The sequence below is a fragment of the Stenotrophomonas nematodicola genome (assembly GCF_009467805.1).
Lineage (GTDB): Bacteria > Pseudomonadota > Gammaproteobacteria > Xanthomonadales > Xanthomonadaceae > Stenotrophomonas > Stenotrophomonas nematodicola.
On the sequence record NZ_WIAY01000008.1, the window covers coordinates 44,863 to 70,533 of the forward strand.

At 66.5% G+C, this 25,671-nt stretch carries 23 protein-coding genes; 11 read left to right on the top strand and 12 right to left on the bottom strand.

Annotated features, from left to right (window positions below):
* Positions 1-8: 8 nt before the first annotated feature.
* Positions 9-605, bottom strand: a complete 597-nt coding sequence (locus GDJ08_RS17975) for a TetR/AcrR family transcriptional regulator (protein ID WP_136006780.1) — start codon at positions 603-605, stop codon at positions 9-11.
* A gap of 112 nt (positions 606-717) precedes the next feature.
* On the opposite strand from GDJ08_RS17975, the gene GDJ08_RS17980 reads away from it, so the two are divergent.
* From GDJ08_RS17980 to GDJ08_RS17990, 3 genes are read left to right on the top strand one after another with little or no spacing between them, the layout of a single operon-like run.
* Positions 718-1,773: a sugar phosphate isomerase/epimerase family protein gene (locus GDJ08_RS17980; RefSeq protein ID WP_017355196.1), complete on the top strand. Its 1,056-nt coding sequence runs from the start codon at positions 718-720 to the stop codon at positions 1,771-1,773.
* The gene (locus GDJ08_RS17985; protein ID WP_153165419.1) at positions 1,773-2,666 is read left to right on the top strand and encodes an alpha/beta fold hydrolase; all 894 of its coding nucleotides are present in this window, start codon (positions 1,773-1,775) and stop codon (positions 2,664-2,666) included. Before GDJ08_RS17980 ends, GDJ08_RS17985 begins: the two co-directional genes overlap by 1 nt.
* Positions 2,663-3,595, top strand: a complete 933-nt coding sequence (locus tag GDJ08_RS17990) for an alpha/beta hydrolase (protein WP_153165420.1) — start codon at positions 2,663-2,665, stop codon at positions 3,593-3,595. Before GDJ08_RS17985 ends, GDJ08_RS17990 begins: the two co-directional genes overlap by 4 nt.
* A gap of 114 nt (positions 3,596-3,709) precedes the next feature.
* On the opposite strand, the gene GDJ08_RS17995 is transcribed toward GDJ08_RS17990, so the two are convergent.
* From GDJ08_RS17995 to GDJ08_RS18030, 9 genes are all read right to left on the bottom strand, one after another.
* Positions 3,710-4,282 (bottom strand): OmpO family porin, encoded by a 573-nt coding sequence (locus GDJ08_RS17995; RefSeq protein WP_017355199.1) that lies wholly within the window; start codon positions 4,280-4,282, stop codon positions 3,710-3,712.
* Positions 4,283-4,484: 202 nt separating this feature from the next.
* On the bottom strand, positions 4,485-4,682 hold the full coding sequence (locus tag GDJ08_RS18000; RefSeq protein WP_153165421.1) for a hypothetical protein: 198 nt from the start codon (positions 4,680-4,682) through the stop codon (positions 4,485-4,487).
* A gap of 242 nt (positions 4,683-4,924) precedes the next feature.
* Positions 4,925-5,374 carry an SMI1/KNR4 family protein gene (locus tag GDJ08_RS18005; protein WP_165699840.1) on the bottom strand — a complete coding sequence of 150 codons (450 nt, stop codon included), beginning with the start codon at positions 5,372-5,374 and terminating at the stop codon, positions 4,925-4,927.
* A gap of 363 nt (positions 5,375-5,737) precedes the next feature.
* Positions 5,738-6,211 (bottom strand): SMI1/KNR4 family protein, encoded by a 474-nt coding sequence (locus GDJ08_RS18010; RefSeq protein WP_324616689.1) that lies wholly within the window; start codon positions 6,209-6,211, stop codon positions 5,738-5,740.
* Between the two features lie 333 nt (positions 6,212-6,544).
* Positions 6,545-7,090, bottom strand: coding sequence for a DUF4303 domain-containing protein (locus GDJ08_RS18015; protein ID WP_165699842.1), 546 nt, complete (start codon positions 7,088-7,090; stop codon positions 6,545-6,547).
* Positions 7,091-7,115: 25 nt separating this feature from the next.
* A complete protein-coding gene (locus GDJ08_RS18020; protein WP_153165425.1) occupies positions 7,116-11,801 on the bottom strand; it encodes an RHS repeat-associated core domain-containing protein in 4,686 nt (1,561 codons plus the stop codon).
* Between the two features lie 18 nt (positions 11,802-11,819).
* Positions 11,820-11,948 carry a hypothetical protein gene (locus GDJ08_RS20345; protein WP_017355205.1) on the bottom strand — a complete coding sequence of 43 codons (129 nt, stop codon included), beginning with the start codon at positions 11,946-11,948 and terminating at the stop codon, positions 11,820-11,822.
* Entirely contained in the window at positions 11,945-13,567 is a 1,623-nt protein-coding gene (locus GDJ08_RS18025) for a hypothetical protein (protein WP_165699843.1), read from the bottom strand. The genes GDJ08_RS20345 and GDJ08_RS18025 overlap by 4 nt, the downstream gene beginning before the upstream one ends.
* A gap of 22 nt (positions 13,568-13,589) precedes the next feature.
* Positions 13,590-15,845: a type VI secretion system Vgr family protein gene (locus GDJ08_RS18030; RefSeq protein WP_153165426.1), complete on the bottom strand. Its 2,256-nt coding sequence runs from the start codon at positions 15,843-15,845 to the stop codon at positions 13,590-13,592.
* A gap of 241 nt (positions 15,846-16,086) precedes the next feature.
* Between GDJ08_RS18030 and GDJ08_RS18035 the strand changes: the two genes are divergently transcribed.
* Positions 16,087-16,446 (top strand): DUF1428 domain-containing protein, encoded by a 360-nt coding sequence (locus tag GDJ08_RS18035; RefSeq protein WP_017355208.1) that lies wholly within the window; start codon positions 16,087-16,089, stop codon positions 16,444-16,446.
* A 24-nt stretch (positions 16,447-16,470) separates the two neighbouring features.
* Here the strand turns inward: GDJ08_RS18035 and GDJ08_RS18040 are convergent, their stop codons facing one another.
* Both GDJ08_RS18040 and GDJ08_RS18045 read right to left on the bottom strand, forming a co-directional pair.
* Entirely contained in the window at positions 16,471-17,157 is a 687-nt protein-coding gene (locus GDJ08_RS18040; protein ID WP_153165427.1) for a hypothetical protein, read from the bottom strand.
* A 123-nt stretch (positions 17,158-17,280) separates the two neighbouring features.
* Positions 17,281-18,189 carry a histone gene (locus tag GDJ08_RS18045; RefSeq protein ID WP_153165428.1) on the bottom strand — a complete coding sequence of 303 codons (909 nt, stop codon included), beginning with the start codon at positions 18,187-18,189 and terminating at the stop codon, positions 17,281-17,283.
* 608 nt (positions 18,190-18,797) lie between these two features.
* Here GDJ08_RS18045 and GDJ08_RS18050 point away from each other — a divergent pair.
* From GDJ08_RS18050 to GDJ08_RS18080, 7 genes are all read left to right on the top strand, one after another.
* A complete protein-coding gene (locus GDJ08_RS18050; RefSeq protein ID WP_017355211.1) occupies positions 18,798-20,225 on the top strand; it encodes a Do family serine endopeptidase in 1,428 nt (475 codons plus the stop codon).
* A 114-nt stretch (positions 20,226-20,339) separates the two neighbouring features.
* Positions 20,340-20,705 carry a hypothetical protein gene (locus GDJ08_RS18055; RefSeq protein ID WP_017355212.1) on the top strand — a complete coding sequence of 122 codons (366 nt, stop codon included), beginning with the start codon at positions 20,340-20,342 and terminating at the stop codon, positions 20,703-20,705.
* A gap of 8 nt (positions 20,706-20,713) precedes the next feature.
* A complete protein-coding gene (locus GDJ08_RS18060) occupies positions 20,714-21,214 on the top strand; it encodes a phage holin family protein (protein WP_017355213.1) in 501 nt (166 codons plus the stop codon).
* Entirely contained in the window at positions 21,211-21,672 is a 462-nt protein-coding gene (locus GDJ08_RS18065) for a hypothetical protein (RefSeq protein ID WP_017355214.1), read from the top strand. The genes GDJ08_RS18060 and GDJ08_RS18065 overlap by 4 nt, the downstream gene beginning before the upstream one ends.
* Positions 21,673-21,788: 116 nt before the next feature.
* A complete protein-coding gene (locus tag GDJ08_RS18070) occupies positions 21,789-22,880 on the top strand; it encodes an AI-2E family transporter (protein WP_153165429.1) in 1,092 nt (363 codons plus the stop codon).
* Positions 22,881-23,054: 174 nt separating this feature from the next.
* Positions 23,055-23,765 carry an HAD family hydrolase gene (locus tag GDJ08_RS18075; protein ID WP_017355216.1) on the top strand — a complete coding sequence of 237 codons (711 nt, stop codon included), beginning with the start codon at positions 23,055-23,057 and terminating at the stop codon, positions 23,763-23,765.
* Positions 23,766-23,793: 28 nt separating this feature from the next.
* Positions 23,794-25,161: a leucyl aminopeptidase family protein gene (locus GDJ08_RS18080; RefSeq protein ID WP_153165430.1), complete on the top strand. Its 1,368-nt coding sequence runs from the start codon at positions 23,794-23,796 to the stop codon at positions 25,159-25,161.
* The last annotated feature ends 510 nt before the right edge of the window (positions 25,162-25,671 follow it).

Sequence of the window (25,671 nt, forward strand, 5' to 3'; positions counted from 1 at the left end):
CGGGTTCATCAGGCCGTTGGCCGCACCGGCAACGCCTGCATCGCCACGCTCACGGCGGCCAGCAGGCGCGCGCGGCTGGCGCCATCGCGTGCCTGGGTGGAAATGCCGTGCAGTACGGTGGCGTAGTAGTCACCCAGCGCCTGTACGTCGCTGCCGTCGGGCAGTTCGCCGGCGCTGGCCGCCTGCCGCAGGCGCGTGATGATCTGCGCGGTGCGCTGGCGGCGGTGCTCGGCCAGCCAGTCCATCACCGCCTCGTTCTCGGGTGCCGTGCTGGTGGCCGCCGACACCACCAGGCAGCCCTGCGCGCGGCCGCGCCGCGTGTAGGTCAGCACGGCATCGTGCAGCATGCGCTCGATCGCCGGGCGCACCGCCTGCTCGCGCAGTGCCCGGTCGGCAAAGCCGCCATCGCCCGCTTCGTAAAGCGCCACCGCCTCGCGGAACAACTGCTCCTTGCTGCCGAAGGCCGCATAGATACGCGCCGAGGCGATGCCCAGCGCCTCCACCAGCGCCGACATCGAGGTGCCCTCATACCCGCGCTCCCAGAACAGCAGCATCGCCTGCTTGAGGGCGTGGTCCTTGTCGAATTCGCGGGGGCGGCCGGCCATGAGCATCACTACGGATTGAAGCGGTGCGGCGATTCTATCCAAACCGGGCGTTGACCGGAACGAATCTGCGGCCTATTCTTTGTCGCTAGACAAATAATAAGGCAACACCTTCATGCGTACCCTTAAAGGCCCCAGCCTGCATCTGGCCCAGTTCAGCGCCGATCAGGCTCCCTTCAATGACCTGCCTTCCATCGCCGCGTGGGCCGCCGGCCAGGGCTTCAAGGCCCTGCAGATTCCGGCGTGGGACGAACGTCTGTTCGATGTGGAACAGGCCGCGCACAGCCAGCAGTACTGCGACGACCTGATCGCGATGCTGGCCAGCCACGGGCTGGTGATCAGCGAACTCACCACCCACATCTTCGGCCAGCTGGTGGCGGTGCACCCTGCCTATGACGCGCTCTGCGACAGCTTCGCGCCGGCCGCCCTGCACGGCGACCCGGCCGCACGCACCGCGTGGGCGGTGGAACGGCTCAAACTGGCCGCGAAAGCCTCGCAGCGGCTGGGCCTGGACCGCATGGGCACCTTCTCCGGCGCCTTCGCCTGGCCGTACCTGTTCCCGTTCCCGCAGCGGCCGGAAGGGCTCATCGACGCCGCGTTCGAGGAACTGGCGCGGCGCTGGTTGCCGATCCTGGATGTCTGCGACGCGCACGGCATCGACCTCTGCTACGAGATCCATCCCAGCGAAGACCTGCACGACGGCACCAGCTTCGAGCGCTTCCATGCCGCCGTGGGCATGCACCGTCGCTGCCGTATCCTGTTCGATCCCAGCCACTTCGTCCTGCAGCAGCTGGACTACCTGAGCTTCCTGGACATCTACCGCGATTTCATCGGCATGGTCCACATCAAGGATGCCGAATTCAATCCGAGCGGGCGCCAGGGCATCTACGGCGGCTACAGCGGCTGGACCGAACGCGCCGGACGTTTCCGCTCCCTCGGCGACGGCCAGGTGGACTTCAAGGGCATCTTCTCCAAGCTGGCCCAGTACGACTACGACGGCTGGGCCACGCTGGAATGGGAGTGCTGCCTGAAAAACCAGGAGGACGGCGCGCGCGAGGGCGTGGCGTTCATCAATGCACACATCATCAAGGTCACCGATCGCATCTTCGACGACTTCGCCGGTGCCCCGGTCAGCCGTGCGCAGATCCACGGCATGCTGGGGATCCACTGATGAAGACCGTACACGACCATTCCACCTCCGCCGCGCTGGACGGCGTGGTGCACCGCCATGTCCGCATCGAGGGGCGCAGCGTGCACTGCGCGATCCTCGGCCAGGGGCGGCCGGTGCTGCTGATCCCCAGCTGGCCGCAGACCTGGTATGCCTGGCGGCACATCATGCAGGCGCTCGCCGCACAAGGGTTCCAGGCGATTGCCGTGGACCCGCCTGGCACCGGCGATTCGGACACGCCGGCGCACGGCTACGACACCGGCGCCACCGCCGCCACCCTGCACGTGCTGATGCAGCAGCTCGGCCACGCGCGCTACCAGGTGGTGGGCCACGATGTAGGCATGTGGGTGGCCTATGCGCTGGCCAGCGACCAGCCCGACGCCGTGCAGCGGCTGGCGATCACCGAAGCGGTGATTCCCGGCCTGGCCGAGGCGCCGCCGGTGTTCGTGGCACCGGAAGACAACATCTTCCTGTGGCACTTCATGTTCAACCAGGTACGCGACCTGCCCGAGGCGCTGATCGCCGGCCGCGAGCGTGCGTACCTGACCTTCATGTTCGACCGCTGGGCGCATCGCCGCGAAGCGGTGGCCTGCGAGGTGTACATCCGCGCGTACTCGGCACCGGGCGGGCTCAGCGGTGGCTTCGGCTACTACCGCGCCATTCCCGAAACGATCCGCCAGAACCGTCAACGTGCGCTCACCCCGCTGGCGATGCCGGTCCTGGCGATCGGGGCCGAGCACGCCACCGCCGACATGCCGATGGACACCATGCGCGCCCATGCCAGGGACCTGCGCGGGGCGATGATTGCCGACTGCGGCCACTTCGTCATGGAAGAAGCGCCCGAGGCCTTCCTGGCCCAGCTGCTGCCGTTCCTGCTGCCGGCGTGCCAGGCATGAGCCTGGACCCGGATATCGCGCGCTTCCTGGCTGCACTGCCACCGCCGTCGGCAGTGGCCGAGGCATCGCTGCTGGACCTCCGCGCGGCCAGCGAGACGGCACTGCCGGCACTGCAGGGCCCACTCGAGGACGTCGCGGCAGTCCGCGACGTCCTCGTGGCCGCCACCGATGGCCACGCCATCGGCGTACGGGTGTACTGGCCCGCCGGACACAGGCCTGGCCGCGCGCGGCCAGGCCTGGTGTTCGCGCATGGCGGTGGCTGGTTCCAGGGCTCGCTGGCGGTGTACGACAACCCGTGCCGTGCCTTGGCCAATGCGAGCGGCTGCGTGGTGATCGCGATGGCCTACCGGTTGGCACCGGAGCACCCCTTCCCGGTGCCGCTGGAAGACGTGTATGCGGTGCTGGACTGGAGCCACCGCACCGCCGCCGCCCTAGATGTCGATCCTTCCCGCCTGCTGGTCGGCGGTGACAGCGCCGGCGGCAACCTCGCCGCCGGCGTGGCGCTGCTGGCGCGCGACCGCGGCGGCCCGCCCATCCATCACCAGCTGCTGCTGTACCCGGCACTGGATACGGCGGTGGACACCGACAGCCACCGCCGCTACGGCGAAGGCCACTTTCTCACCACCGCACTGATGCAGCGCTGCTGGGAGGCCTATGTGGGCGCCCACAGCCTGGCCAGCCCGTACGCGGTGCCTGCACGCGCGCAGGACCTGACCGGGCTGCCCGCCGCCAGCATCCTGGTCTGCGACCACGACCCGCTGCGCGATGAGGGCGAGCACTACGCGCGCCGCCTGCAGCTGGCCGGGGTACCGGTACGGTGCGAGCGGTTGCCGGGCATGGTGCATGCGTGCCTGCACCTGCTGGGCGCCGCACCGGCATCGCGCATCCTGCTGGACCGCAGTGCGGCCCTGCTGGCCGAGGTGATGTAGGCGGTCCTGCGGCGTGCGCACAGGCGTGGTGGTAGCGCCCACGAAAAAGGCCCGGCAGTGCCGGGCCTTTTCTGCCACACCAGTACGGCGCGTGGCGATGCCGTCAGACAGCGCTTACCAGCTGAAGCGCGGGCCGACCGACCATTCCTTGTCACCGTGGCGATCCATCTTGATATCGCCGTTGATGCCCCAGTTCTGGTTCAGCTTCACCTGGCCACCCAGGCGGCCGTAGAACTGGCCATCCGGATTGATGCCGTGCTTCTTGCTGTAGTCCTCGTAGCCCGCCATTGCGTAGACTTCGGCGTGCTGGCCGAACGCGGTACGGATACCGGCTTCAGCGCTGTAGCCGTTGAAGTCCAGGCCTTCCTTCGGGTCGAACTTGTTGTAGGCCACGCGGCCCACGAAGTCGGTGCTGTTGCCGATTTCCTGGTTGTAGCCCACGCCCACGCGCCACTGATCAACCTTGAAGTTGCCGATGTCGGTCTTCTGCTGGTTGTACTCGCCAAAGGCGTGGAAGTTCGGCAGGAACCCGTAGGAACCCTTCACGCCCCAACCGTCGGCCTTGCCGCCGTCGGCGTCGGTCTTGACGTAATCGCCTTCAGCGTAGTTGTAGGACAGGCCTTCGGCAGCGGACGCGGCGAACGGCAGGGCGGCGGCGAGCGCCAGAGCAATCAGGGAAGTCTTCATGGGGGTACACCTCTGTTCTTGCAGCGGCGCACTGCGTGCCGCCTTGGAAATGTAAATTCTCCGTTATTCGCCCGAACCCGCCCTGAAAGCGGCCGCTGCGCGAACCGTGAATTTTCTGCGGCGGTTCAGGCGCGCTCTGGCATACGCGCGCCTGCGCAGGTGCGTTGCTGGCGCCCTAGAACTGGGTGAAGCCCGCTGCCACCTACACCACCTCACCGCCGATGCCGCGCTTCCCATACACGCATAGAGCGCCATAACCGAATGGATAGTCGCCAAGCACGAACCCCTCCGGAAATCCGTTCTCGTCCACCTGAAGGAGGAACTCGCAGCCATCGCGAATCAAGGCGCGTACGTAGTAATCCTCTTCCTGGATCAGTCGGCGCCCACTGCCAACCTTCACGAACCATGCCCCGTCGATGTCACCGCCCCCGGTTGCGGGAAGTCGGACCCCGCGAGGCACACGAAGAACCGTGCACCGGGACGTGCCTGCCCGGACTTCACCAGCGCATCAGGCGAACATCCGCCTACCCTGGAACTGCCCGCACCCCCGGGAACAAGATCAAAGTATCTGTCGCTTCCCATCATCGGCTCCTGCCGGACTGAGAAGTGCACAGGATAGCGGGCAAGGCGCCGCGCAAGACCCTATCGGTACACGTGCACCAACGTGATCATGAACTCGAGGAAGGACGGAGAGAAAAAGTGAAACACACCTTCATCATGATCAAACCTGACGACAGGGTACTCCCCCTCCTTCAACCCTCCCCTTGTATCAAAATAGAACGCTTCATCTGACCCCGGAATAAAAACTGGGAGAAGACCAAGCGGAGGAAATCCATTTTCCACGGCAAGGCGGGTGTTGTACACCAGATCATCATCGGCGATATCCCGGTCCTCTATGGGCGCAAGTGTAAACACCTGCGTGTCGCCAACACTCAGATTCCCGTACCTGAGCAGCCACGCCTTATACGTATCGGGCAACGGGATGCCGAGCTCACGCTCCGCATCCTCAATCAGGGCGTGGGGCACGCCCTGCCCTGGGAACACGTTCAACCGGGCAGACTTGGCTACCACGTCATCAATGACATCGAACATTGCCACGCTCCCGAACATCAATGGACACGCCACGCGTCAGAACGCAGCACGCACCTTCCTCAATACGCAACGCAACTATGTTGCGAACTGGCATCACTTCACCGCAATCCTGACAGGGATTTTCCCTGCGACAAACCACGCACTCGTGTGGCTGGTCAGATACGCACCATCGCTACCGCTGTAGTTCATGGCATCAAGCCATCGACACGACACTCCATGAGCTCTCCCGATCAAGCCGTCCAATGTTGTCCGGAATCATAGACACGTCACCAGCCGAAAACTTGATCTTCTTCGCCACCTCAGCCGCTGGCATCCAGCGCTAGACGTCGATGCCCGGCAAAAATCACCCATGAATTTAAACAATCACAAGCCTTCAAACGTAGGAAGCAGAGGAGCGTATCCAGGCCCCATCACATCCTTGATGGATCCACTACAAAGCTTCTCAAGCAGTTGGTCCAGTGACTTTGCCGCATACCGAAGACCCGCCATTCGAGCGCCAACACAGTAGATCGGATACTCGTCCGCGCGTTTCTCATTGAGATCCCAAACAAAGCACTCACCGTTCTCGCTGGCTGCAAAGGGATACAGGCGAGCGGCGATTTCATTATCTCCGTCCGGCTCGAACTCGAAGTAGTCATCGGCGACAGCATCATTTATGAACCCTTTGGCGCGTGCGCCCTGAACTAGAATTGAATCTTGGTGTTCGGGCACGCCCGAATAGATGATGGCCAAGCCGCCAAAGCGGCCATAACCGAACGTCGCTGCAAATTCGCAGTAGGATCCCGGGAGCCTCAAACCTTCCACGCGAATTAGGTCAAGTGAGCTTCTAGCAGCCACTGAACTTGAAGGATCAATTGTTTGAGTATTCTTTCGTCCATCTCAGACCCCAAATCCTGCAGCTTTGCTTGACGTGTCGAGACCCATTCGTAGCAGTCGCATCCACAAGAATATTTTCCCAAGCATCTATGACGTACATAGTTACTGACCTTGGAACTAGTTCATCACCCTAGCAATCAGTGATCACTTCCATCAGCACGGCATTTCCTTTGTTCATGTGTCGACGCACAACGCCCTTTTCCTGGTGAGGTCGCCGGTAGCGCCGTCGAAGTGGCGGGTTCCTTAGAGCCTCTTCATGCGCACTCCAAAGCAAGAAGGAATATGCAAACGAACTCAATCGTCCACTTCTGCAGCCTCCTCCAACCACTGCTTGAAGATTTGCGAGTCAGTGTCGTTCAGCCGCGCCACGCGGTCTACGTTGGAAGGCACTGGAGGCATGATCTCCACTGCGACAAGTAGCTTGCTGCGACGCTGCCCTGTGCCGAATGTACCCTCTTCATCCAACTGGCGTGCGGCCTGCTCTACAGCAGCCATGCGGAACTCAATCTCCCTTTCCCACTCATCGATACTGAGGTCTTGTAGGTTCGGCCTGGCGAGGAAGGGCGCGCGAAGCTCTTCAGTGTGTTCGCTTCCAAAGTCAACGTATGGAGAATCTGCATACGACCATTTCAGTTCCGCAGCTACTTCCGGGCCTTCGCCGCTTTCGTCCACTGCCCTTGCAAGTGCCTCTTCAGACCACGCCGAAAGAAATGGCGCGTGGCCTTCCTCCGTCATGACGAAGGTGCAGTAGTAGAAGTTCTCACCACTTCTAAACAAGTGGAGTAACGCAGGCCGAAATGCCTTGACGACCAAGTTCACCAAAATATTGACATCTTCCATTCTCAAATCTCCGCGAGTCGTCTTGCTAACCTCGGCACGAAGCCGTGAACTCTCTACCAATTTGCCGCAACTCTCTTCGGAGGGCACTCCTCGTCGCACGATGACCATATCCAGCTGCAGACATCCTGTCGACGACCGCAGTCAGTCGCGCCTTCACATCCATGTGGAATTTCCTCGTGTGCATTTTATTGTGCGGCCGCGGATGATCCACTGGAACACCATTAGCGGCATCATTGATCTCAATGTCATATGCCGAAAGGATATCTCTCGAGTCTGCGGCTGCAGCCCAGTGTCCCTTGGATCCTGTTGACGCAACGATGTGACCTGCGGCTTGCCCAGGAGCGACCGCTCTCCCTTCTCGGTTCATGTTTCGGCGAAGGATGTCGGCGTTTTCCCCGGTCGTTCGGCCGCCAGTCAGACCCAAAGGATCTGTCCAATTTATGTAATTGAGTCCGTAAGCGTAAAGATTTGTTCCTCCACTGAGCCCAATCGGATCGGCCGAACAGAACTGACTCGACTCCCGGTCAAAGTAGCGCGCAAGGTTGTAAACCAATCCGGTTTCCACATCGTGATACTGACCGAGCGAACGAACGCAGCTCAGTTCGTCATCGCAACCGTCATCACGCGTGTCTTCAGACGGAGCAACCCAAGCTACCCTGCCTTGAGCTGTAAAAATTCGATTGGGGCACCCATTGGGATCACACTGGTACAGGAAAAATCTATTGCTCGCTCCGTTTAGCGTCTCCGTAGATGCATGGACCACATCTAGTAGTCGCCCATCTGATTCGGTATGCACCAACTCATCGGGTGCCGTGCCGCTTTCGGACAATGGACGAGCCGGATTACGGTGAGTCGTAGGAGTCTGGTGCCCAAGAGGCTTAACCGCATCTTTGGGGTTCGATGCCACCGTTCTATCGGGTCCAAGACCAGTAGCCCCCAGCCTGGTACCCCAAGCACTCTCGGGCTGCAAACTGGCTTGCCCAGCTCTTTCGACAGGCAAGCCAATCGCCGCGTCTTGATTCGCAAGCGAGAGGTTGCCAAGCGTACCCAATCCGTTTGCGCTGTAGTCCGCTGAGCGTAGTCTTCCAGGCGGAGAGCTGTCACGTTCTGGACGCTGACCGGAGCCGTCGGCTGTCGTTACGACGCTAGAAAGCGAAACAGACGGGGACTGCGCGTCACGCCCAACAGTGTCAACTCGATAGTAAGGTTCTGACTCCAGTTCACTACCAGTGCCGGCAGATGAATCACCTCGCCTCTCCAGCATCGCCAACGGCACAAAGCTTCGCGGGTAGTACACATACTCCCGCACCCCCTCATGCAACTTCTCCAACCGTCGTTGCCGCCGCTTCACTTCGATCAGGCTGGCCACGTTGTCCACCCACACCGGTGCAGCGTCCTCGGCGTCGTTGGCCTGCTTCACCTCGCCCAGCAGTGCATCGCCGTCCCAGAAGAACCACGTGGTCTCCGTCGGGTTGCGCTTGAACACACGGCGGCCCAGCGGGTCGTAGCCGTAGTACGTGCTCTTGCCGTCCCGCCGGCTCTCGGCCAAACGATGGTTGGCATCCCAGATCAGCTCCAGGTCGCTCGCATCCCCGCCCCCCGGGCTGCCCTTGCGTACCATGTCGCCGGCGCGGTCGAACACGTAGTGCACGCCCTGGTAGGTGCCCTCGCGCGTCCACAGCACCTCGGCCTGGTCATCGCCGCCAGCCACCTTGCGCATACGCACTTCGCGGATGTCGGTGCGCAGGCGATCGCCGGCCGGGTCGTTGTAGTACGGGTGCAGCACGCCCTTCGGATCGGTATGCGCGAGCAGTCGCCCTATGGCGTCGTAGCGGTACTCGTCCACGCCTTGCGCACTGTCCTGGCGGCGGGTGAGGTTGCCGGTGCGATCGTAGTCGTAGCGGGTGTCGAACAGCGGGGCGGCGTCACGCAGTACGGTCTGCGCGGTGAGCAGGTTGCGCGCGTCGTAGTCGAAGCGTCGCTCAAGGTGCGGGCTCAGCTGCTCGCGCGTGGTGCGTCCCAGCGCGTCGCGCTCGAGGGTGATCGGCACTTCGTCGTTGATGCCGATCTCGCTGACCTGGTCGCACAGATCGTAGGCGAACGCGATGGCATTGCCGGCGCTGGTCTGTCGCTGGGTGCGGTTGCCGGCCTCGTCGTAGGCGTAGCCGACACGGAAGCCATCCTGGATCTCCTCCAGCAACTGGCCCAGCGGGTCGAAGCGGCGGGTGACGTGGCGGTGCGCGTTGCGCAGGTCGACAAGCTGGCCGCGCGCGTCGTACTGGAAGGTTTCCTTGACCTGGCGACCCGGCTGGCGGATGTCCGGCAGGGTCTTGGCGGTGATGCGCCCGAGCTTGTCGGTGGCGAAGACGATGCGTTGGCCAAGCGGGTCCACGGTGGTGGTGAGGCGTCCAGCGGCATCGTAGCTGTAATGGCGCGACTGGCCCCAGTAGTCGATTTCCTCGACGATCCGGCCGAGCGGATCGCGGTTGAGCAGGTAGTGCTCGCCGCGCTGGTTGACCACGCCGATCAGCTGCTCTTCGGTGTCGTAGCGGTACTCGACCACGTGCCCATCGGCCTGCACGCGCTTGCCGATCTGGCCGATGCCCACGTACTGCAGGCGGGTGCGCGCGCCCGCTTCGTCCAGGTAGGTGATGAGCTGGTCTTCGGCGTCGTACTCACAGCGCACGCCGCTGCTGTCGGGCGCCTGCACGCCCAGCAGGCGGCCCTTGGCGTCGTACTCGTAGGCCGTGGTCTGGCCAAGCGGGTCGGTCTGGTACAGCAGACGCCCCAGCGGGTCGTGCTGGTACCGGCTTTGGTGGCCAAGCGGGTCCAGCACACTGGTCACCAGGCCGTGGCGGTCGTAGCCGACGGCGGTGACGGCGCCGCGGGGGCTGGTCTGGGCCTGCAGCAGGCCGTAGGCATCGTACGTGTAGCGGGTGGCGGCCTGCAGTGGGTCGGTCTGCTCGATGAGCAGGCCGCGGGTGTCGTAGTGCTGCTGCCAGGTGTTGCCCTCCGGATCGGTGACGGCGAGCAGCTGGTCCTGGTCATCGAACTGCTGCTGCAGCGTGGTTCCATCCGCCCGCACCAGCACCACCAGGTTCCCGCGTTCGTCGTACTCGAAGCCGGTGCGCAGTCCCTCCGGGTCGGTCACCGCCACGGTGCGGCCAACATCGTCGTACTCGAAGATGGTCACGCCATCCAGCGGGTCGATCTCGCACAGCGGCAGGCGGTTGTCGTCGAACTTGACCAGCGATACGTGGCCCAGCGAGTCGGTGATGCGGGTTTCGCGCAGCAGCGCGTCGTAGTCGAAGTGGTAGTCGTACAGGCCACCGTCGCCCCAGGAATGCACGACACGCCAGTGTGCGTCGAAGGCGTAGTAGAAGGACAGGCCGACGCGGTCGGTGTGGCGCACCATGTGGTGCTGGGTGTAGCCGAAGGTGCGCGGGGCGCCCAGCGGGTCCACGGCGGCGATCAGGTCGCCGTCGGCGTAGCGGTAGCTCACCAGCGGGTGGTTGAGACCGGTGGCGGGATCGTGCAGCTGCAGGTCGTCGATCCGCCCGTGGCGCGCGGTGACGGCGATGTAGCGGCCCTGCTGGTCGTCCACGCCGCGTTCGACGATGCGCACCAGATGGCCGTCGCGGCGCTCGAAGCGCCAGAAGTTGCCGCAGCTGTCTTCGATGCGCTCGATCGGCAGGTGCTGCTCCTGCGGCAGCTGGGCCACGCCGGGCGCGGCAGCGCCGTCGAAGCGGTAGTGCAGGCCGCCCTTGAACCGCACGATCCACTGGCCCTGCTGCCGCCACAGGCGCGCGCCATCGACGAAGTCCAGGACCGCCACGTCGGCGCCGTCGCGGCGCGGCAGCTCGGGGAAGAAGGCCACCTGGTCCGGGCCGGACAGCCAGGCGCTGCCATCCGGGGCCAGTGCCAGCGCGATGTCGGCCGGGGTCTGCCAGCCAAAGCCACAGGCCCCGGGGCGCTGTGCGTGGCGCGAGGCGTAGACGCGCCGCCAGGCCAGCGGCAGGCGGCCGGGGATGCTGAAGTCGTCGTGGGTGACCGAAACACTGCCGTCGCGGATGTCCACCGGCTCGGCGCGCAGCACCTTGCACTTGAGCGTGCCCGAGGGCAGGTGCCCCCAACGGGCACGGCGCCATTGCGCGAAGGCATCCATCTTCTTGCGGAAGAAATCGCTTTTGCGCAGCTTGCCGAGACCGGCAAAGGCGGCGCGGAAGGCCAGCGCGGTCCACGATACGGTGGGCGGGCCACCGATCTTGACGCTGGTGGGAATGGCCACGTTCAAGCCGGTGGGCAGCGACATCGCGCGCAGCGGCTTCTTCGGCTTCTTGGCCCGGAACGGGTTGATCATGCCGGCCAGGTTGCAGTCCAGCACGGGCATGGCCAGGCGCGAGAACGGCTCGCCATCGGCCGACACGGTGCGGCTGCCCATGAAGATCTCCTCGCCGTCGAACTGCGGGCCCATCGGCGCGGCCAGCGGCGGGCCCCACACGCCCAGCGGGATGTGGATGTCCAGGCCACCGGTCCCGGCAGTGCCGCGGTGAACGCCGTTGACCTTGACCGTGGAGCCGATGAAGGGGATGTAGTCGAACGGGTCCAGCACCAGGCCGATGTGCGGGGTGGGCAGCGGGCACGGCGGCACCGCGTACATATGGATGTCGATGCCCAGCTGCGGATCGAAATGTTTGGCGGCGATGCTCATGGCGGCCCTCCGTGGCCTTTACAGCGCGCGCAGCAGCGCGCGCAGGAACGCCTTGACCTCGTCGCGGTACTCCACGCCGAGCCAGACCACGATGGCCATGCCCAGCAGCACAGCGACGGTCATCAGCAGGGTCTTGTTGGCATTCATGCGGCGACAACTCCGTTGGGTGCCGCAGCGGAAGCGACGGTGGGAGCATGCTGGGGATCCAGCAGCGGGGCGGGATCGGGCAGAGGCTGCATGGCCGGCGGTTCGCTCCATACCGGGATGTCGTGGTCCAGCGGGTGCTGGATCGCCGGCAGACCGTTCCAGCCCGGGTCGAGGAAGTCGCGGCCGACCGCGACGATGCGGCGGAAGAACTCGTCGCCGCCCTGGATCAGGCGCTCGCGCTCACGCTGCACGCGGTGGAAGGTCTGCTCCAGCGCGCTGTGCAGCTGGGCCTGGATGACGTCCAGCGGCGGTCGCGCCGGCTGCGTGCCGAGGCGGGCGGCGGCATCCTCGGCCTGCCCGTGCAGCGCGGTGGTCTGTTCCAGGTAGGTGCGCGCGGTGTCCTGCAGCCGCTCGCAGCGGCGTGGGTCCTGCAGCTGCAGCAGGTCCCACAGGGCCTGCGGCAGGGTGGTGGCGTGGCGGTCCTGCGGCGAGAGCGGCGTGGCAATGCGGATGGCCTCCAGCAGCTGGGTGCGGGCTTCCTCGCGCTTGCCCTGCTGGAGCAGGCAGTAGCCGGCCATGCGCTGGCCTTCAAGCTGGAACATGGGGTGCGGAATGCTGGCCGCGGCCGTGGCGGCCTGCAGGTAGCCCTGCGTGGCCTGGCCCGGATTGTTGGCGGCGAGCCAGCAGCCGGCTTCGCCGAACCAGCTCTGCATCACCAGCTCCGGTGCGGCCGCGTGGCCCTGGCTGCGCGCGGTCTGGGCGGCGCTGCGTGCCTGGCGGTACGCGTTGATCGCCTGCCCGTGGTCGCCGCCTTTGAGCCAGGCTCCAGCCACCATCATCTGCACGACCGCCTGCTGGTCCTGCCAGCCGTGGCGGTGGGCCAGCCCCAGCGCGCGCTCGGCACGGGCGGCCACCTGCTGCGGGCTGCCGCGCTCGAGCAGCAGCATCAGGTCGGCAAGCAGTTGGCGGTACAGCACCTCCGGGCCGGTGCCGGCGGACTGGGCTGCGGTGTCGCGGGCGATGGCGAACAGGTCCACCGGTGCCTCGATGCGCGCCGCCACGTGGGCATGGCGTTCCAGCAGGGGCTGCCAGCGCGGGTCTTCGTCGGTGTCCAGCAGCACCAGCCGCAGGCACTCGCCCGGCGCGGCGGCCAAGGCGGCGTCGATCCAGCGCGCGAGACCATCGCCGGGCACGCAGCGCTCCGGGTCGATCACCACGGCCAGCAGGCGCAGATGGCGTTGATGATGGGTGGCGAAGCTGTCCAGGACCTGCACCACGCCGTGCGCACTGTCCGGGTGCGCGTCGTGCGGGCCGCGCCAGCCCAGCGCGACACCCTGCGCGCGCAGTTCGTCCTGGCTGCCGAGGTAGCGTTCAAGCAGGCTCTGCTTCACCTCGCGGCTGTAGGCGAAGCCGGTTTCAAACGCGGTATCCAGGCGCAGGAAATAGTCCGGCGTGTCGCGGCCTTCGTCGTGGCGCTGGGTCTCGAAGAACGCGGCGAGCAGGCGGCTGGCGTTGGCCGGCACGCGCCACACCAGCAGGCGCCGGGTCGGATCGGCGCTGGCGTTGAGCCAGGCCTCGCCCAGGCGTTGGATGGCGCGCAGCATGGGAGTGTCGTGCATGGAAGTCCCTCCGTTGGACCGGTCAGCAGTTGAGCTTGATCTCGCTGCCGTTGACCGACACGCCGCCGCTGTTGATGACCACCTCCGAGCCGCCGGCGGAGATCCGGATCTCACCGTCGGTGACCTCGATGAAGGCACCGCCCACCGCTGCGGTCAGCTTGCTGGCCGAGCCGAGGGTCATGTCGCCGTTGGACAGCTGGCTGTGGGTACCGGTGACTTCATGATCGAAGGTGCCGTCCACTCCCACGGTGCGTGCGCCGATGTTGGTGTCCTCCACCGCGCCCTGCACACCGCGCTTGTCCAGGCCGGTGATGGTGGTCTCGCGCCCGGCCGCGTACTCCTGGGTGACCTTGCCGAGCACCTGGCGCAGCGAGGTGGCGGTGACGGTCTCCTTCCAGGTGCCGGTGCGCTGGCTGGTGTAGTTGCCGGTGAGGGTGGTACCGAAGTCGCCGGTGATGGTCTCGGTATAGCCGGCGGCGGCAATCGTCTTGGTCTGCCCGGCCTGGTAGGCCTCGGTGACTGCGCCGGTCACGTTGGTGGTGCGCGTGCCGGTCACGCCGAGGGTGTCGGTGCCGGTCACGGTGATGCCGCGGTTGGCGCCGACGCTGATGTCCTGGTTGGCGCCCACGCTCATGCTGTGGTTGACCGCCACGGCGGTGGACTTGTTGTTCTGGATGCTGGCGTTCTGGTCGTTGAGCACGGTGGTGACCATGTCGCGCTGTGCGCGCATGTTCAGCAGCTCGCCACCGGCGCTGTCGTGCATGGTGATCTCGTTCCAGCCGGCGCCCTTGACCGTCTTGGACTTCAGGCCGCTCACTTCCAGCCCGAACGGCGGCATGTTCTCTTCGTTGTAGACGCGGCCGGTGATGATCGGCCGGTCCGGGTCGCCGTCGAGAAAGTCCACCACCACCTCCTGGCCCACGCGCGGCGGCGACACGCCGCCCATGTCGGCACCTGCCCAGGGGCTGGCGCTGCGGATCCAGCAGGAGCTGTTCTCCGCGCCGTTTTCGCGGCGGTCTTCCTTGCGGTCCCAGTGGAACTGCACCTTCACCCGGCCATAGGCATCGGCGTGCAGCTCTTCGCCGGGCGGGCCGACCACGGTGGCGGTCTGCGGGCCCGGCATGCGCGGCCACGGGGTCTGGCGCAGCGGGCGGTACGGAATCCGGCGGCGGAGCACCTCGGCCTCGACCGCGTGGCTGGGCGCTTCGGCGCTGCCGAAATCGCTGGCGAAGTTGTTGCGTCCCTCACGCTGCAGGCGCACCACGAAGAACTGGCGGTCCTCGGCGCCACGGCCGATGAAGTCCGGCTGCTGCTCCAGGGAGAAGCAGCCACCGGCCTGCAGGCCGGCCACGTTGCCGGCGCACTCGAACAGCTTGGTCGGCCAGGCGGCCTCTTCGTTGCGCACGGCCGCCAGCGCCTCGCCGATGCGGCTGTCGGCAAAACGCGCGGCACCGTCGTAGCGGTACTGGGTGAATTCGGGCAGCGCGCCGCGCGGGGCTTCGTTGCCGCGCACCACCCGCAGCGGCGTGCTGGGCTGCTTGAAATCGAAACTGCTCAGCGACTGTGCCCCCGGGCCCACGCGGCGGCGCGCGCCCCAGCGATGCAGCCCGGTCTGCAGCTGCACGCCCTGGTCGGCACGGAAGTACACCGGCGCCGGTTCGCCCAGCGCCACGCTCAGGGTGGAGTCGTCGCTGAGCACCAGGCTGTGGCCGTCGGCATCGTGGCGGACGCTGTAGTAGATGCCGGCGTCTTCAAGCAGGCGCGAGACGAAAGCGAAGTCCGATTCGTTGTACTGCACGCAGTACGCGAGCCTGGTCAGCCGCCCGGCATCGAGATCCAGATCGAAACGCGCCAGGTCCGGGTAGTCGGCGAACACCGCCTCCACGATCTGCAGTGCGGTCATGTCCTGGAAGATCCTGCAGTTGCTGGTGTAGTCCAGGAAGGCGAACCAGGGCGCGATCTCGGCGCGGTAGCAGGTGAACTGCGCTTCGCGGCCGACGCTGGCAAACTCGCGTACATAGCCATGCACGCTCTGGCCGTCGAACTCGTCACCCAACTGCAGGCGCAGTGGCTGGCCCACCAGTTGCTTGAGCTCGAGGCGCGGCTCGGTGGAGAGCAGCTCGATCTGGTAGGCGAACGGCTGGGAGACCTGTTCGCTGCCCTGGAAGCGTTTGACCAGGAACGTCTGCGGGTCCAGCACGGTGTCCACACGGATCAGGCGGTGGTCCTGCTGCAACCGCGTCAGGGCATGGAGGGGCGCGAGTGATTCGGCATGCATCGGGCGTTCCTTCGTCCCATGATCGTCGAGACCCCGACTGTGCCATCGCACCATGACAGGTGCCAACTTTCTGACGCGAAGATGCGATTCATCCGATAAATGGCTTCAGCTTTGTGGAAGAAAATGCGGTTTTCATCACATTCTCCACGCGCCAATGGGCGCAGCGTGTCGACTTTCCGTGCCGTGGTTCGTCATATCACCGAGGCGCCCATTTCCGGTGCGCCCCTTCCGGAGGTGTTCCATGTCTTACATCGATGGTTTCGTCATTGCCGTCCCCACCGCAAACAAGGAAGCGTTCCTGGCCCATGCCCGCATGGGCGATGCGATCTGCATCGAGCATGGCGCCACCCGCGTGGTGGAGTGCTGGGGCGACGACGTGCCCCACGGCAAGCAGACCGACTTCTATCGCGCGGTGGAGGCCAAGGCCGATGAGACGGTGCTGTTCTCGTGGATCGAGTGGCCGGACAAGGCCACCCGCGATGCGGGCATGCAGAAGATGATGGAAGACCCGCGCATGGACCCGGCACACAATCCGATGCCGTTCGACGGCAAGCGGATGATCTACGGCGGTTTCGTGCCGGTGGTGGAACTGGGCAAGTAGGCGGCCCGGCGCAGGGCGTCGGGATCAGCGTGGGGGGTCGGGCGCGTCGTCGAGGGCCTGCCCGCCGCCCATGCCCCCCATGCCGCTGCCACCCATGCCGCCACCACCGTCTTTCGCACCGCCCTTGTCGGCCCCGTCGGCCTTGCCTTTGGCAGCGGCCGACGGACGCGCCGGTCCCTGCCGCGGGATCGCGACGCTGGCGGGAATCGGCGCCAGGTCGAGCGCACCACGGATGAAATCGCGCAGCGACACGACCAGTGCCGCCGTCGGCACTGCGCGCCCCTGCGCCAGTTCGGTGGCCGCGTGCGCGGCCAGGCGCACCTGTTCGTCGGTGCCGAGCAGAATGATGTCCGACAGTGCGGCCTCGACGGCATCGCGGATTCGCCGGGCGCGGTCGCTGCCGGCGGTAGCCACGGCGTCGGCCAGACGCAGCGCCGCATCGTCGGGGTGGTCCTCGTGCGGGGCATGGCGCAGGTCGCGCAGGTGGCGTGGGTCCACGTCCAGCGCGCCGGTAAAGGAGCCGCCCAAGGTCTTGTAGGCCGCGATCAGGGTGCGCAGACGTTCGTTGATCTGTCGGTTTTCGCGCTCGCGGCGCTGTTGCAGGGTCTGCATCACCAGCAGGCGGATACCCACGCCAATCAGAGTGATGACCGCCAGCCCGATCAGGGTGGACAGCATGGCCTGCCAGGAACTGAAGTCGAGACCGCGCATGAACACTCCCTCGCTTGGGAGCCTCACCGTAGCAGGCGCCAGGTGAGTGCGGCATCGGCGGCGGGCGGCTGCCTGGCCGCCGCCATGCCGCTCCCGCCCTCGGGCGGGAACGGCACGCAGGTCTTACTTGCGCGCGCGCTTGGCCGGGGCCTTGCGGGCCACGGTCTTGGCAGCGCCGGCACGCTTGGCCGGGGCGGCCTTGCGGGCAGCGGTCTTCTTGGTCACGGCCTTCTTGGCGGTGGCGACCTTCTTGCCGACAACCTTCTTGGCGGCGGCGGTCTTCCTGCCGACAACCTTCTTGGCAGCGACGGTCTTCTTGCCGACGACCTTCTTGGCAGCCGCGGTCTTCTTGCCGACAACCTTCTTGGCAGCCGCGGTCTTCCTGCCGACAACCTTCTTGGCAGCCGTGGTCTTCTTGCCGACAACCTTCTTGGCAGCCGTGGTCTTCTTGGCGACGGCCTTCTTGGCGGTGGCGACCTTCCTGGTCACGGCCTTCTTGGCGGCGACAGTCTTCTTGCCAGCCACCTTCTTGGCGGTCGCGGACTTCTTGGCGACAGCCTTCTTGGCGGTGGCGACCTTCTTGGTCACGGTCTTCTTGGCAGCGGCGGCCTTCTTGGTCACAGCCTTCTTGGCGGTGGTGGCCTTCTTGCCGGCAGCCTTGGTGGTCTTGGTCACGGCCTTTTCAGCGGCGACCTTCTTCTTGGCGACCTGCTTCTTCAGCGCGGCGGCCTCGGCCTTGGCGTTGCTCTTGGCGGTTTCCAGCTTCTTCTTGGCGGAGGCCAGGGTCTTGCCGACCGACTTGGCCGCCTTGTCGGCCTTCTTGGCGACGGTCTTCTCGGCCTTCTTGACGGCCTTCTTGACCTTGGCGACCTGGGTGGTCGCGGCCTTGCGGGCGCGCTTGACGGTCTTCTTCACCGACGCCACGGCATCTTCAGCGGTGGTGGCGATGGTCTCGCCCACTTTGCCGGCCACTTCTTTCACTTCTTCGACGCCCTGCGACAGGGTCGCGGTCACACCATTACCGTTGCTCATGATTGCCTCCTAAGGGGCCTGGTCAGTTAAATCGCTGGCGATGCTATACCGGCGCGGTCCATCGTGGAACGGTCTTGTCGCAGCCCGTGAGCCGCATCTGTGCTTGGCGCGCGGCCGACGCGGCAGCCCCTGCACCAGGTGGTGCACGGCAAACTGCTTGAAAACAGCTTCCGTGCTTGTGTCGACCGGTGCGGCAACCGTCGTTCCGTCGTCTGTCGAACGGGGTGGAGGCGGCGTGCATTTCCGCGTCGCGCATGATCGGTTCGTTGCCCCTTGCCTCCACAACTGCGCCGATTGCGAACACGAAACCGACCACGATGGGCGTGTCGGCAACCGGCGGCGGAGCCTCGGGAGGGTGGGGTGGAAGCATGCCGATCGCGATCGACCGGCCGCCGATGCGAGGGCGACGACACGGCCTCCGCGCGGGCCATCGCCACGGGGGGAGACGGGCTGTTGAAGGCAGCCTCCCCCGCTCCAGAACAGATCAACCGGCGTCGGGTGCGCGTTTTTTCATGGCGCGTTTAGCCGCGAGCGGACACACTCATTCAGCTTGCACTACCGTATAGCCGCTTTCCCGCCCTGCACCCTCGTTACGGAACCGCCGGACCATGCGACCGATCCCGACCCTGCTGACCCTTGCCCTCGCCGCCGCATTCGGTGGATTCGTCGCCACCGCCATCACCGCGCAGCTGGACAACCGCGCTGCCGCATCGCCTGCATCGCTGGCCATTCCGGCCACCGCCGCCCTGCCCGCAGCGGTAGCCGGCCAGCCGGTGCCCTCGCTGGCGCCGATGCTGGAGCGGGCGATGCCGGCGGTGGTGAGCGTCAACACCAAGCAGGTGGTCCGGGTGCGCAACCCGTACTTCAACGATCCGTTCTTCCGCCGCCTGTTCCCGGAAGTGCCGCAGGAACGCATCAACGAATCGCTCGGTTCGGGCGTGATCATCGATGCCGCCGAAGGCCTGGTGCTGACCAATCACCACGTCATCGACAACGCCGACGACGTGCAGGTCACCCTCGCCGACGGGCGCACGGTCAAAGCCGAGTTCATCGGTTCGGACCGGGATACCGACGTGGCACTGATCCGCATTCCGGCCGACAAGCTCACCGCCCTGCCGCTGGGCAACAGCGACCAGCTGCGCGTAGGCGACTTCGTGGTGGCCATCGGCAACCCGTTTGGCTTCAGCCAGACCGTCACTTCCGGCATCGTCTCGGCGGTGGGCCGCAGCGGCATTCGCGGGCTGGGCTACCAGAACTTCATCCAGACCGACGCATCGATCAACCCGGGCAACTCCGGCGGCGCGCTGGTCAACCTGCAGGGCCAGCTGGTGGGCATCAACACCGCCAGCTTCAACCCGCAGGGCAGCATGGCCGGCAACATCGGCCTGGGCCTGGCCATTCCCTCCAACCTGGCGCGCGACGTGGTGGACCAGTTGGTCAAGCACGGCGTAGTGGTGCGCGGCACCCTCGGCATCGAGGCACAGAACCTGACCCCGCAGATCGCCCAGGGCCTGGGCTTGACCGAAGTCCGCGGCGCGCTGGTGACCCGCGTGCTGGCCGGGTCCGGTGCGGCTGCCGCCGGCCTCAAGCCGGGCGATGTGGTGGTCGCCGCCAACGGCCAGCGCGTGGACAGCGCGCAGGCGCTGCACAACGTGGAAGGCCTGCAGCCGGTGGGCAGCACGCTCACGCTGGATCTGCGCCGCGACGGCAAAGCCCTGCAGCTCAAGGTGGCGCTGAAGGAACAGGCGCGCGCGGTCACGGGCGACACCCTCGACCCGCGGCTGGGCGGTGCCACCTTCGTCGACCTTCCCGAAACGCTGCGCCAGGCCGGCGTCAGCGGCGTGCTGGTCAGCGAGGTGAAGCGCGGCAGCCGCGCCGCCGCCTCCGGCCTGCAGCAGGGCGATGTGGTCACCGAGGCCACGGTGGGCGAGTTTGCCGACCTGGCCAGCTGGCGCGCCAACTTCCAGAACCGACCGCAGCAGCTGGTGCTGCGCATCGTGCGCGGCAACGTGCGCGGCGAGCTGGTGATGCGCTGAACGGGTCAGGATGCCGTAACGCCCCTTACACCCGCGCGGTGCTATTACCTTGTGTTCCTCGCCGTCCGGTTTCGTCCGCGGTCACCATCCCCCATCGCATACAGGAGATACACGATGAGCCCCACCAATACCGAGAACCTGAAGGAACACCTGGGTGAAGCCGGTTCGCACCTGAAGTCGGCGGCCACCGCCGCAGGCGGCGCGATCAAGGGCGCCACCGGTGCCGCCACCGACGAACTGCGCATCGGCAAGGCCAACGTCAAGGCCGAGCTGTCCGACACCGCGCTGTCGGGCCTGGCCGCCGCCGAGTTCGGCGGTGCCGCGGCCAAGGAGCAGGTCGATGCGCTGATGGACAAGGGCAAGGACCTGGTCGACAGCGCGGCCGAACTGATCCGTGAGCGTCCGCTGGCCTCCTTCGGCGTGGCCTTCGCGGCCGGCTGGATCATCGCCAAGCTGGCCCGCAGCGGCGGCGACAAGTAAGCGTCGGCGTGAGCGATCAAGCCCACACGGCCGCCAACGGTGGTGCGGATTCCCCGCCACCGGATGGCGGCGACACCGCACCCCGGCTCGATGAGAGCATCCGCCAGGTCGGCCAGGCCGGGCGCGCCACCGTGGACTCGGCCAAGCACACGCTGCGCTCGCTGCGGCGCTTGGCATCGGCCGATTTCGCCCTGGCGCGCAGTGCGTTCGGGCGGGCGTTGGCATGGAGCGGCGTGGCGATCGTGTTCGGTGCGTCGGCGTGGCTGCTGCTGGCCGGCACGCTGATCGCGCTGATGCAGCATTGGGGCCTGTCCTGGTTCCAGTCGCTGCTGATCACCTCGATCCTCAGCCTGGCCGTTACCGGCTATGCGATCTGGCGCGTGTCGTTCTTCTTCCGCCACACCGGCATGCATGCCACCCGCCGCCAGCTGTCGCGGCTGGGCCTGTACGACGAACCCACCGACGACGATCCCGATGCCCATGTGGGCAGGGCGGAGGGCACACCATGAATTTCGAAGCCCTGCGCCGCCGCGTCAAGCGCGCCGAACAGGTGGTGTCGATCCGGGTCGATGAGACCCAGTGCAACTGGTTCACCCTCAGCCAGGTCTGGCGCGCCGGGTGGACACCGTTGCGCATCATCACCGTGGGCCTCGCCGGCGGTTTCCTGGCCGGCAAGCTGGAGCCGGGCACCGCGAAGTTCCACGGCGCCCGGTGGCTGCAGATGATCGGCTCGGTGTCCAATCTGATGGCCAGCGCACAGGCGGCCTTCGCCTCGATGCAGGCCAGCGAAGCGGCCGATACCGCCGAGCAGGCAGCCGACAAGGTCGACGAGGCCGCCGACGACGTGGCCGCGCCTGCCGCCGCCACGCGCCCCACGTCGCCTCCACCGGCGCCACCGCGCCCGGCAGCCGCACCGTCCCAGCAACCGCAGCCCGCAGAAGCGGCCACGGATCTGTCCGAACGTTGAACCCGGCATGCTCTGCCGCACCGTGCGGCGGGGCCTCGCCTGGTCTGCACGGCCACAACACGCCGCGCGCACCCGCCCTGCCCAATAATGACGCTCCCTTCCTGCCTGCGACCTGCATGAGCGTCCCTGCCCCCCCTTCGCCCGATGCGGTCGCCGCACTGCCGCCGCCCCGTCCACGCGCCCCGATGTCGCTGGTGGTGCTGGCCACGCTGGCCGTCGGTTTCACCTTGTGGGCGGCGCAGGAGGTGATCCTGCCGGTGCTCCTGGCCATGTTCTTCGCGCTGGTCGGCAACCCGATCCTGCGCCTGCTGCAGAGGATCTGGATCCCGCGCTTTCTTGGCGCGGTCCTGGTGTTGGGGGTGGGCCTGAGCGGTGCGGCCGCGTTGGGCGTGCAGCTGGTGGGGCCGGCGATGGAATGGGCCGAGGAAGCCCCGCAACAGCTGCGCAAGGTGGCTCGACAGGTGCAGAACCTGACCAAGCCGGTGCAGCAGGCCAACCAGGCGGCGGAGAACTTCGCGCGCGTGGCCGGCGGTGAAGGCAACCGCCGCGTGCAGGTGGTGCGTACCCAGCTCGACGATCCCTACAAGGTACTGACCCTGGCGCCACGCCTGGCGGCCTCGGTGCTGGCGGTAGTGCTGCTGACACTGTTCTTCATGATCTACGGGCAAAGCCTGCAGAAGCACGCCATCGCCCTGTTTCCCAGCCGTCAGCAGCAACGGTTCACCACCGACATCCTGCGCTCGATCGAACGTGAGGTTTCGCGCTATGTGCTGACCATCACCGTGATCAATACGCTGGTCGGCCTGGTGTTCTCCGGCGTTCTGCTGCTGCTCGGGATCAGTCTGCAGGAAGCCCTGCTGTGGGGCACGGTGGCGGCGCTGCTCAACTTCGCGCCCTACGTGGGCCCGTTGATCGGCGTGGCACTGATGCTGCTGATGGGCTTTGTGGAGTTCAGCGATCCGTTCCAGGCGCTGCTGCCGGCGTCCGCCTATCTGGCCCTGCACACGGTCGAGGGCCAGGTGGTCACGCCGATCGTGCTGGGCCGGCGCATGGCGATTTCGCCGCTGATCCTGATCCTCGCGCTGATGGTGTTCGGCTGGCTCTGGGGCATGGTCGGATTGCTGTTGGCAGTACCGCTGCTGGTGTGCATCAAGCTGGTGCTGGCGCGGCTGGACGGCATGCAGGGCTGGGCGCGGCTGCTGGAATGAGCGTGTCATGCCACTGGCCACTCCCCCTGGACGCGGGTCGGCGTGACCTCAGCGTGCAGCCGGACGATGGCCACGCATCCGTCAACCGCGCCTGCCACCTGCGCTGAACGGCCGTTGCCCGCGCCTGCCCGGGTGCGCCATGAAAGCCCGCGCGGGCAGGCGTAGAATGGCGGGGTGAAATTCCCTGTCCTTGCCATCACCCTCGACCTCGACGATACGCTGTGGCCGTTCGCCCCGATCGGCGCCCGCATCGACCAGGTCCTGTACGACTGGATGCGTGAACACAGCCCCGCCACCGCCGCGATGTATCCGGTAGCGGCCATGCGGGAGCTGCGCGAGCGTTCTTTCCATGACAACCCACAGCTGCACCATGACCTGAGCGCGCTGCGCCGGCTGACCCTGCGCGAAGCGCTGGAGAACAGCGGTGCCGACCTTGCTCTGCTGGAGCCGGCCTATGAGGCCTTCTACGCCGCGCGCAACCAGGTGGAGTTCTACCCGGATGCCCTGGACGCGCTGGCCCGGATTGCCGCCAAGGTGCCGGTGGCCGCGCTCAGCAATGGCAATGCCGACCTGCAGCGCATCGGCCTGGCCCACCACTTCAGTTTCCAGCTCGGTTCACGCGAACATGGCGCGGCCAAGCCCGCGGCCAGCATCTTCCATGCCGCCTGCGACCGCCTGGGTGTGCCGCCGGCCCATGTGCTGCACGTGGGCGACCATGTGGACATGGACGTGGTCGGCGCGATGCAGGCCGGCCTGCGTGGCTGCTGGATCAACCGCGTCGAACACACCTGGAACCACCCTTCGCTGCAGCCCGACCTGCAGTTCGACACCCTGACCGGGCTGGCCGACTGGCTGGATGCAGACGCATCCGTCCCACACGCCTGACCCCGCCGCGAACGGAGCCCTCTTCCGCATGACCCCGATCAACGCTTTCACCCCCGATACCGCCCAGGCGCTGCCGCTGCATGTGATGAACCGCGAGCAGTTCGCCGCGTGGCGGGGGCAGCAGTCCCCGGCGCTGGTCGCCTGGCTCGACGCGCAGCACTTCAACGGCAGTGGCGGCAGCGTGGTGCTGCTGCCCGGCGAGCACGGTCTCGCCGGCGCGATCATCGGCGTCGGCGACGCGGGCGATGCCTACGCCTACGCGCACGCCCCCTTCGCCCTGCCCGAAGGCAGCGTGTGGCAACTGGCCGACGCACTGCCGGCGGAGATCGAAACCCTGCTGCACCTTGGCTGGGGCCTGGGCAGTTACCGCTTCGCGCGCTACCGCACGCCGAACCGCGCACCGGCGCAGCTGGCCGCCACGCCCTCGGCCGAGGTGCGCGATGTGATCGCCGCCAGCCTGCGCGTGCGCGACTGGGTCAACACCCCCACCGAAGACATGGGCCCGCAGCAGCTGGAAGACGCCGCGCGCGAACTGGCCAGCGCACACGGTGCGCAGATCGAGGTGATCGCCGGCGATGCGCTGCTGGAGCAGAATTTCCCGTCCATCCACGCGGTCGGCCGCGCCTCGCACCGCGCGCCGCGCCTGATCGTGCTGCGCTGGGGCAACACGGGCCAGCCGCACGTGGCGCTGGTCGGCAAGGGCGTGTGCTTCGATACCGGCGGGCTGGACATCAAGCCGGCCGACGGCATGCGCAACATGAAGAAGGACATGGGCGGCGCCGCGCACGCGCTGGGCCTGGCCGGGCTGATCATGGCGCAGGCATTGCCGGTGCAGCTGACCCTGCTGATCCCGGCGGTGGAAAACGCGATCGGCCCGGACGCGTTCCGCCCCGGCGAAGTGATCGCCACCCGCAAGGGGCTGAGCATTGAGATCGACAACACCGACGCCGAAGGCCGGGTGATCCTGGCCGATGCGCTGACCTACGCCAGCGAACAGCAGCCGGAGATCGTGCTCGATTTCGCCACCCTCACCGGTGCGGCACGCATCGCGCTGGGCCCGGACCTGCCGGCGCTCTTCAGCAACGATGACACCCTGGCCCAGCAATGGCTGCAGGCCGGTGAAAGCACCCGCGATCCGGTCTGGCGCATGCCGTTGTGGCGCCCGTACCTGCGCTACCTGCACAGCAACATCGCCGACCTGGCCAACGCCGGCTCGCGCATGGCCGGCTCGGTCACCGCCGCGCTGTACCTGGAGCGGTTCATCGCGGACGGGCAGAAATGGGCGCATCTGGATGTCTACGCCTGGAACGACGGCGAGCGCCCGGGCCGTCCGGCCGGTGGCGAAGCACTGGCGCTGCGCTCGGCATGGGCCATGCTCAAGGCCCGATACGCGTAACCCGCGTATCGCCGGGTTCTACCCGGCTGCCTTTCGTTGGGTATCGCGAGCGCTGACGCAAGCCGCGTAGAGCCGGGTTCTACCCGGCTGCCTTTCGTTGGGTATCACGGGGGCTGACGCAAGCCGCGTAGAGCCGGGTTCCACCCGGCTGCCTTTCGTTGGGTATCGCGGGGGCTGACGCAAGCCGGGTAGAACCCGGCTCTACGGGGCTGCCTTTCGTTGGGTATCACGGAGGCTGACGCAAGCCGCGTAGAGCCGGGTTCTACCCGGCTGCCTTTCGTTGGGCATCGCGCGGACTGACGCAAGCCGCGTAGAGCCGGGTTCTACCCGGCTGCCTTTCGTTGGGTATCACGGAGGCTGACGCAAGCCGCGTAGAGCCGGGTTCTACCCGGCTGCCTTTCGTTGGGCATCGCGCGGACTGACGCAAGCCGGGTAGAACCCGGCTCTACGGGACTGCCTTTCGTTGGGTATCACGGGGGCTGACGCAAGCCGGGTAGAACCCGGCTCTAC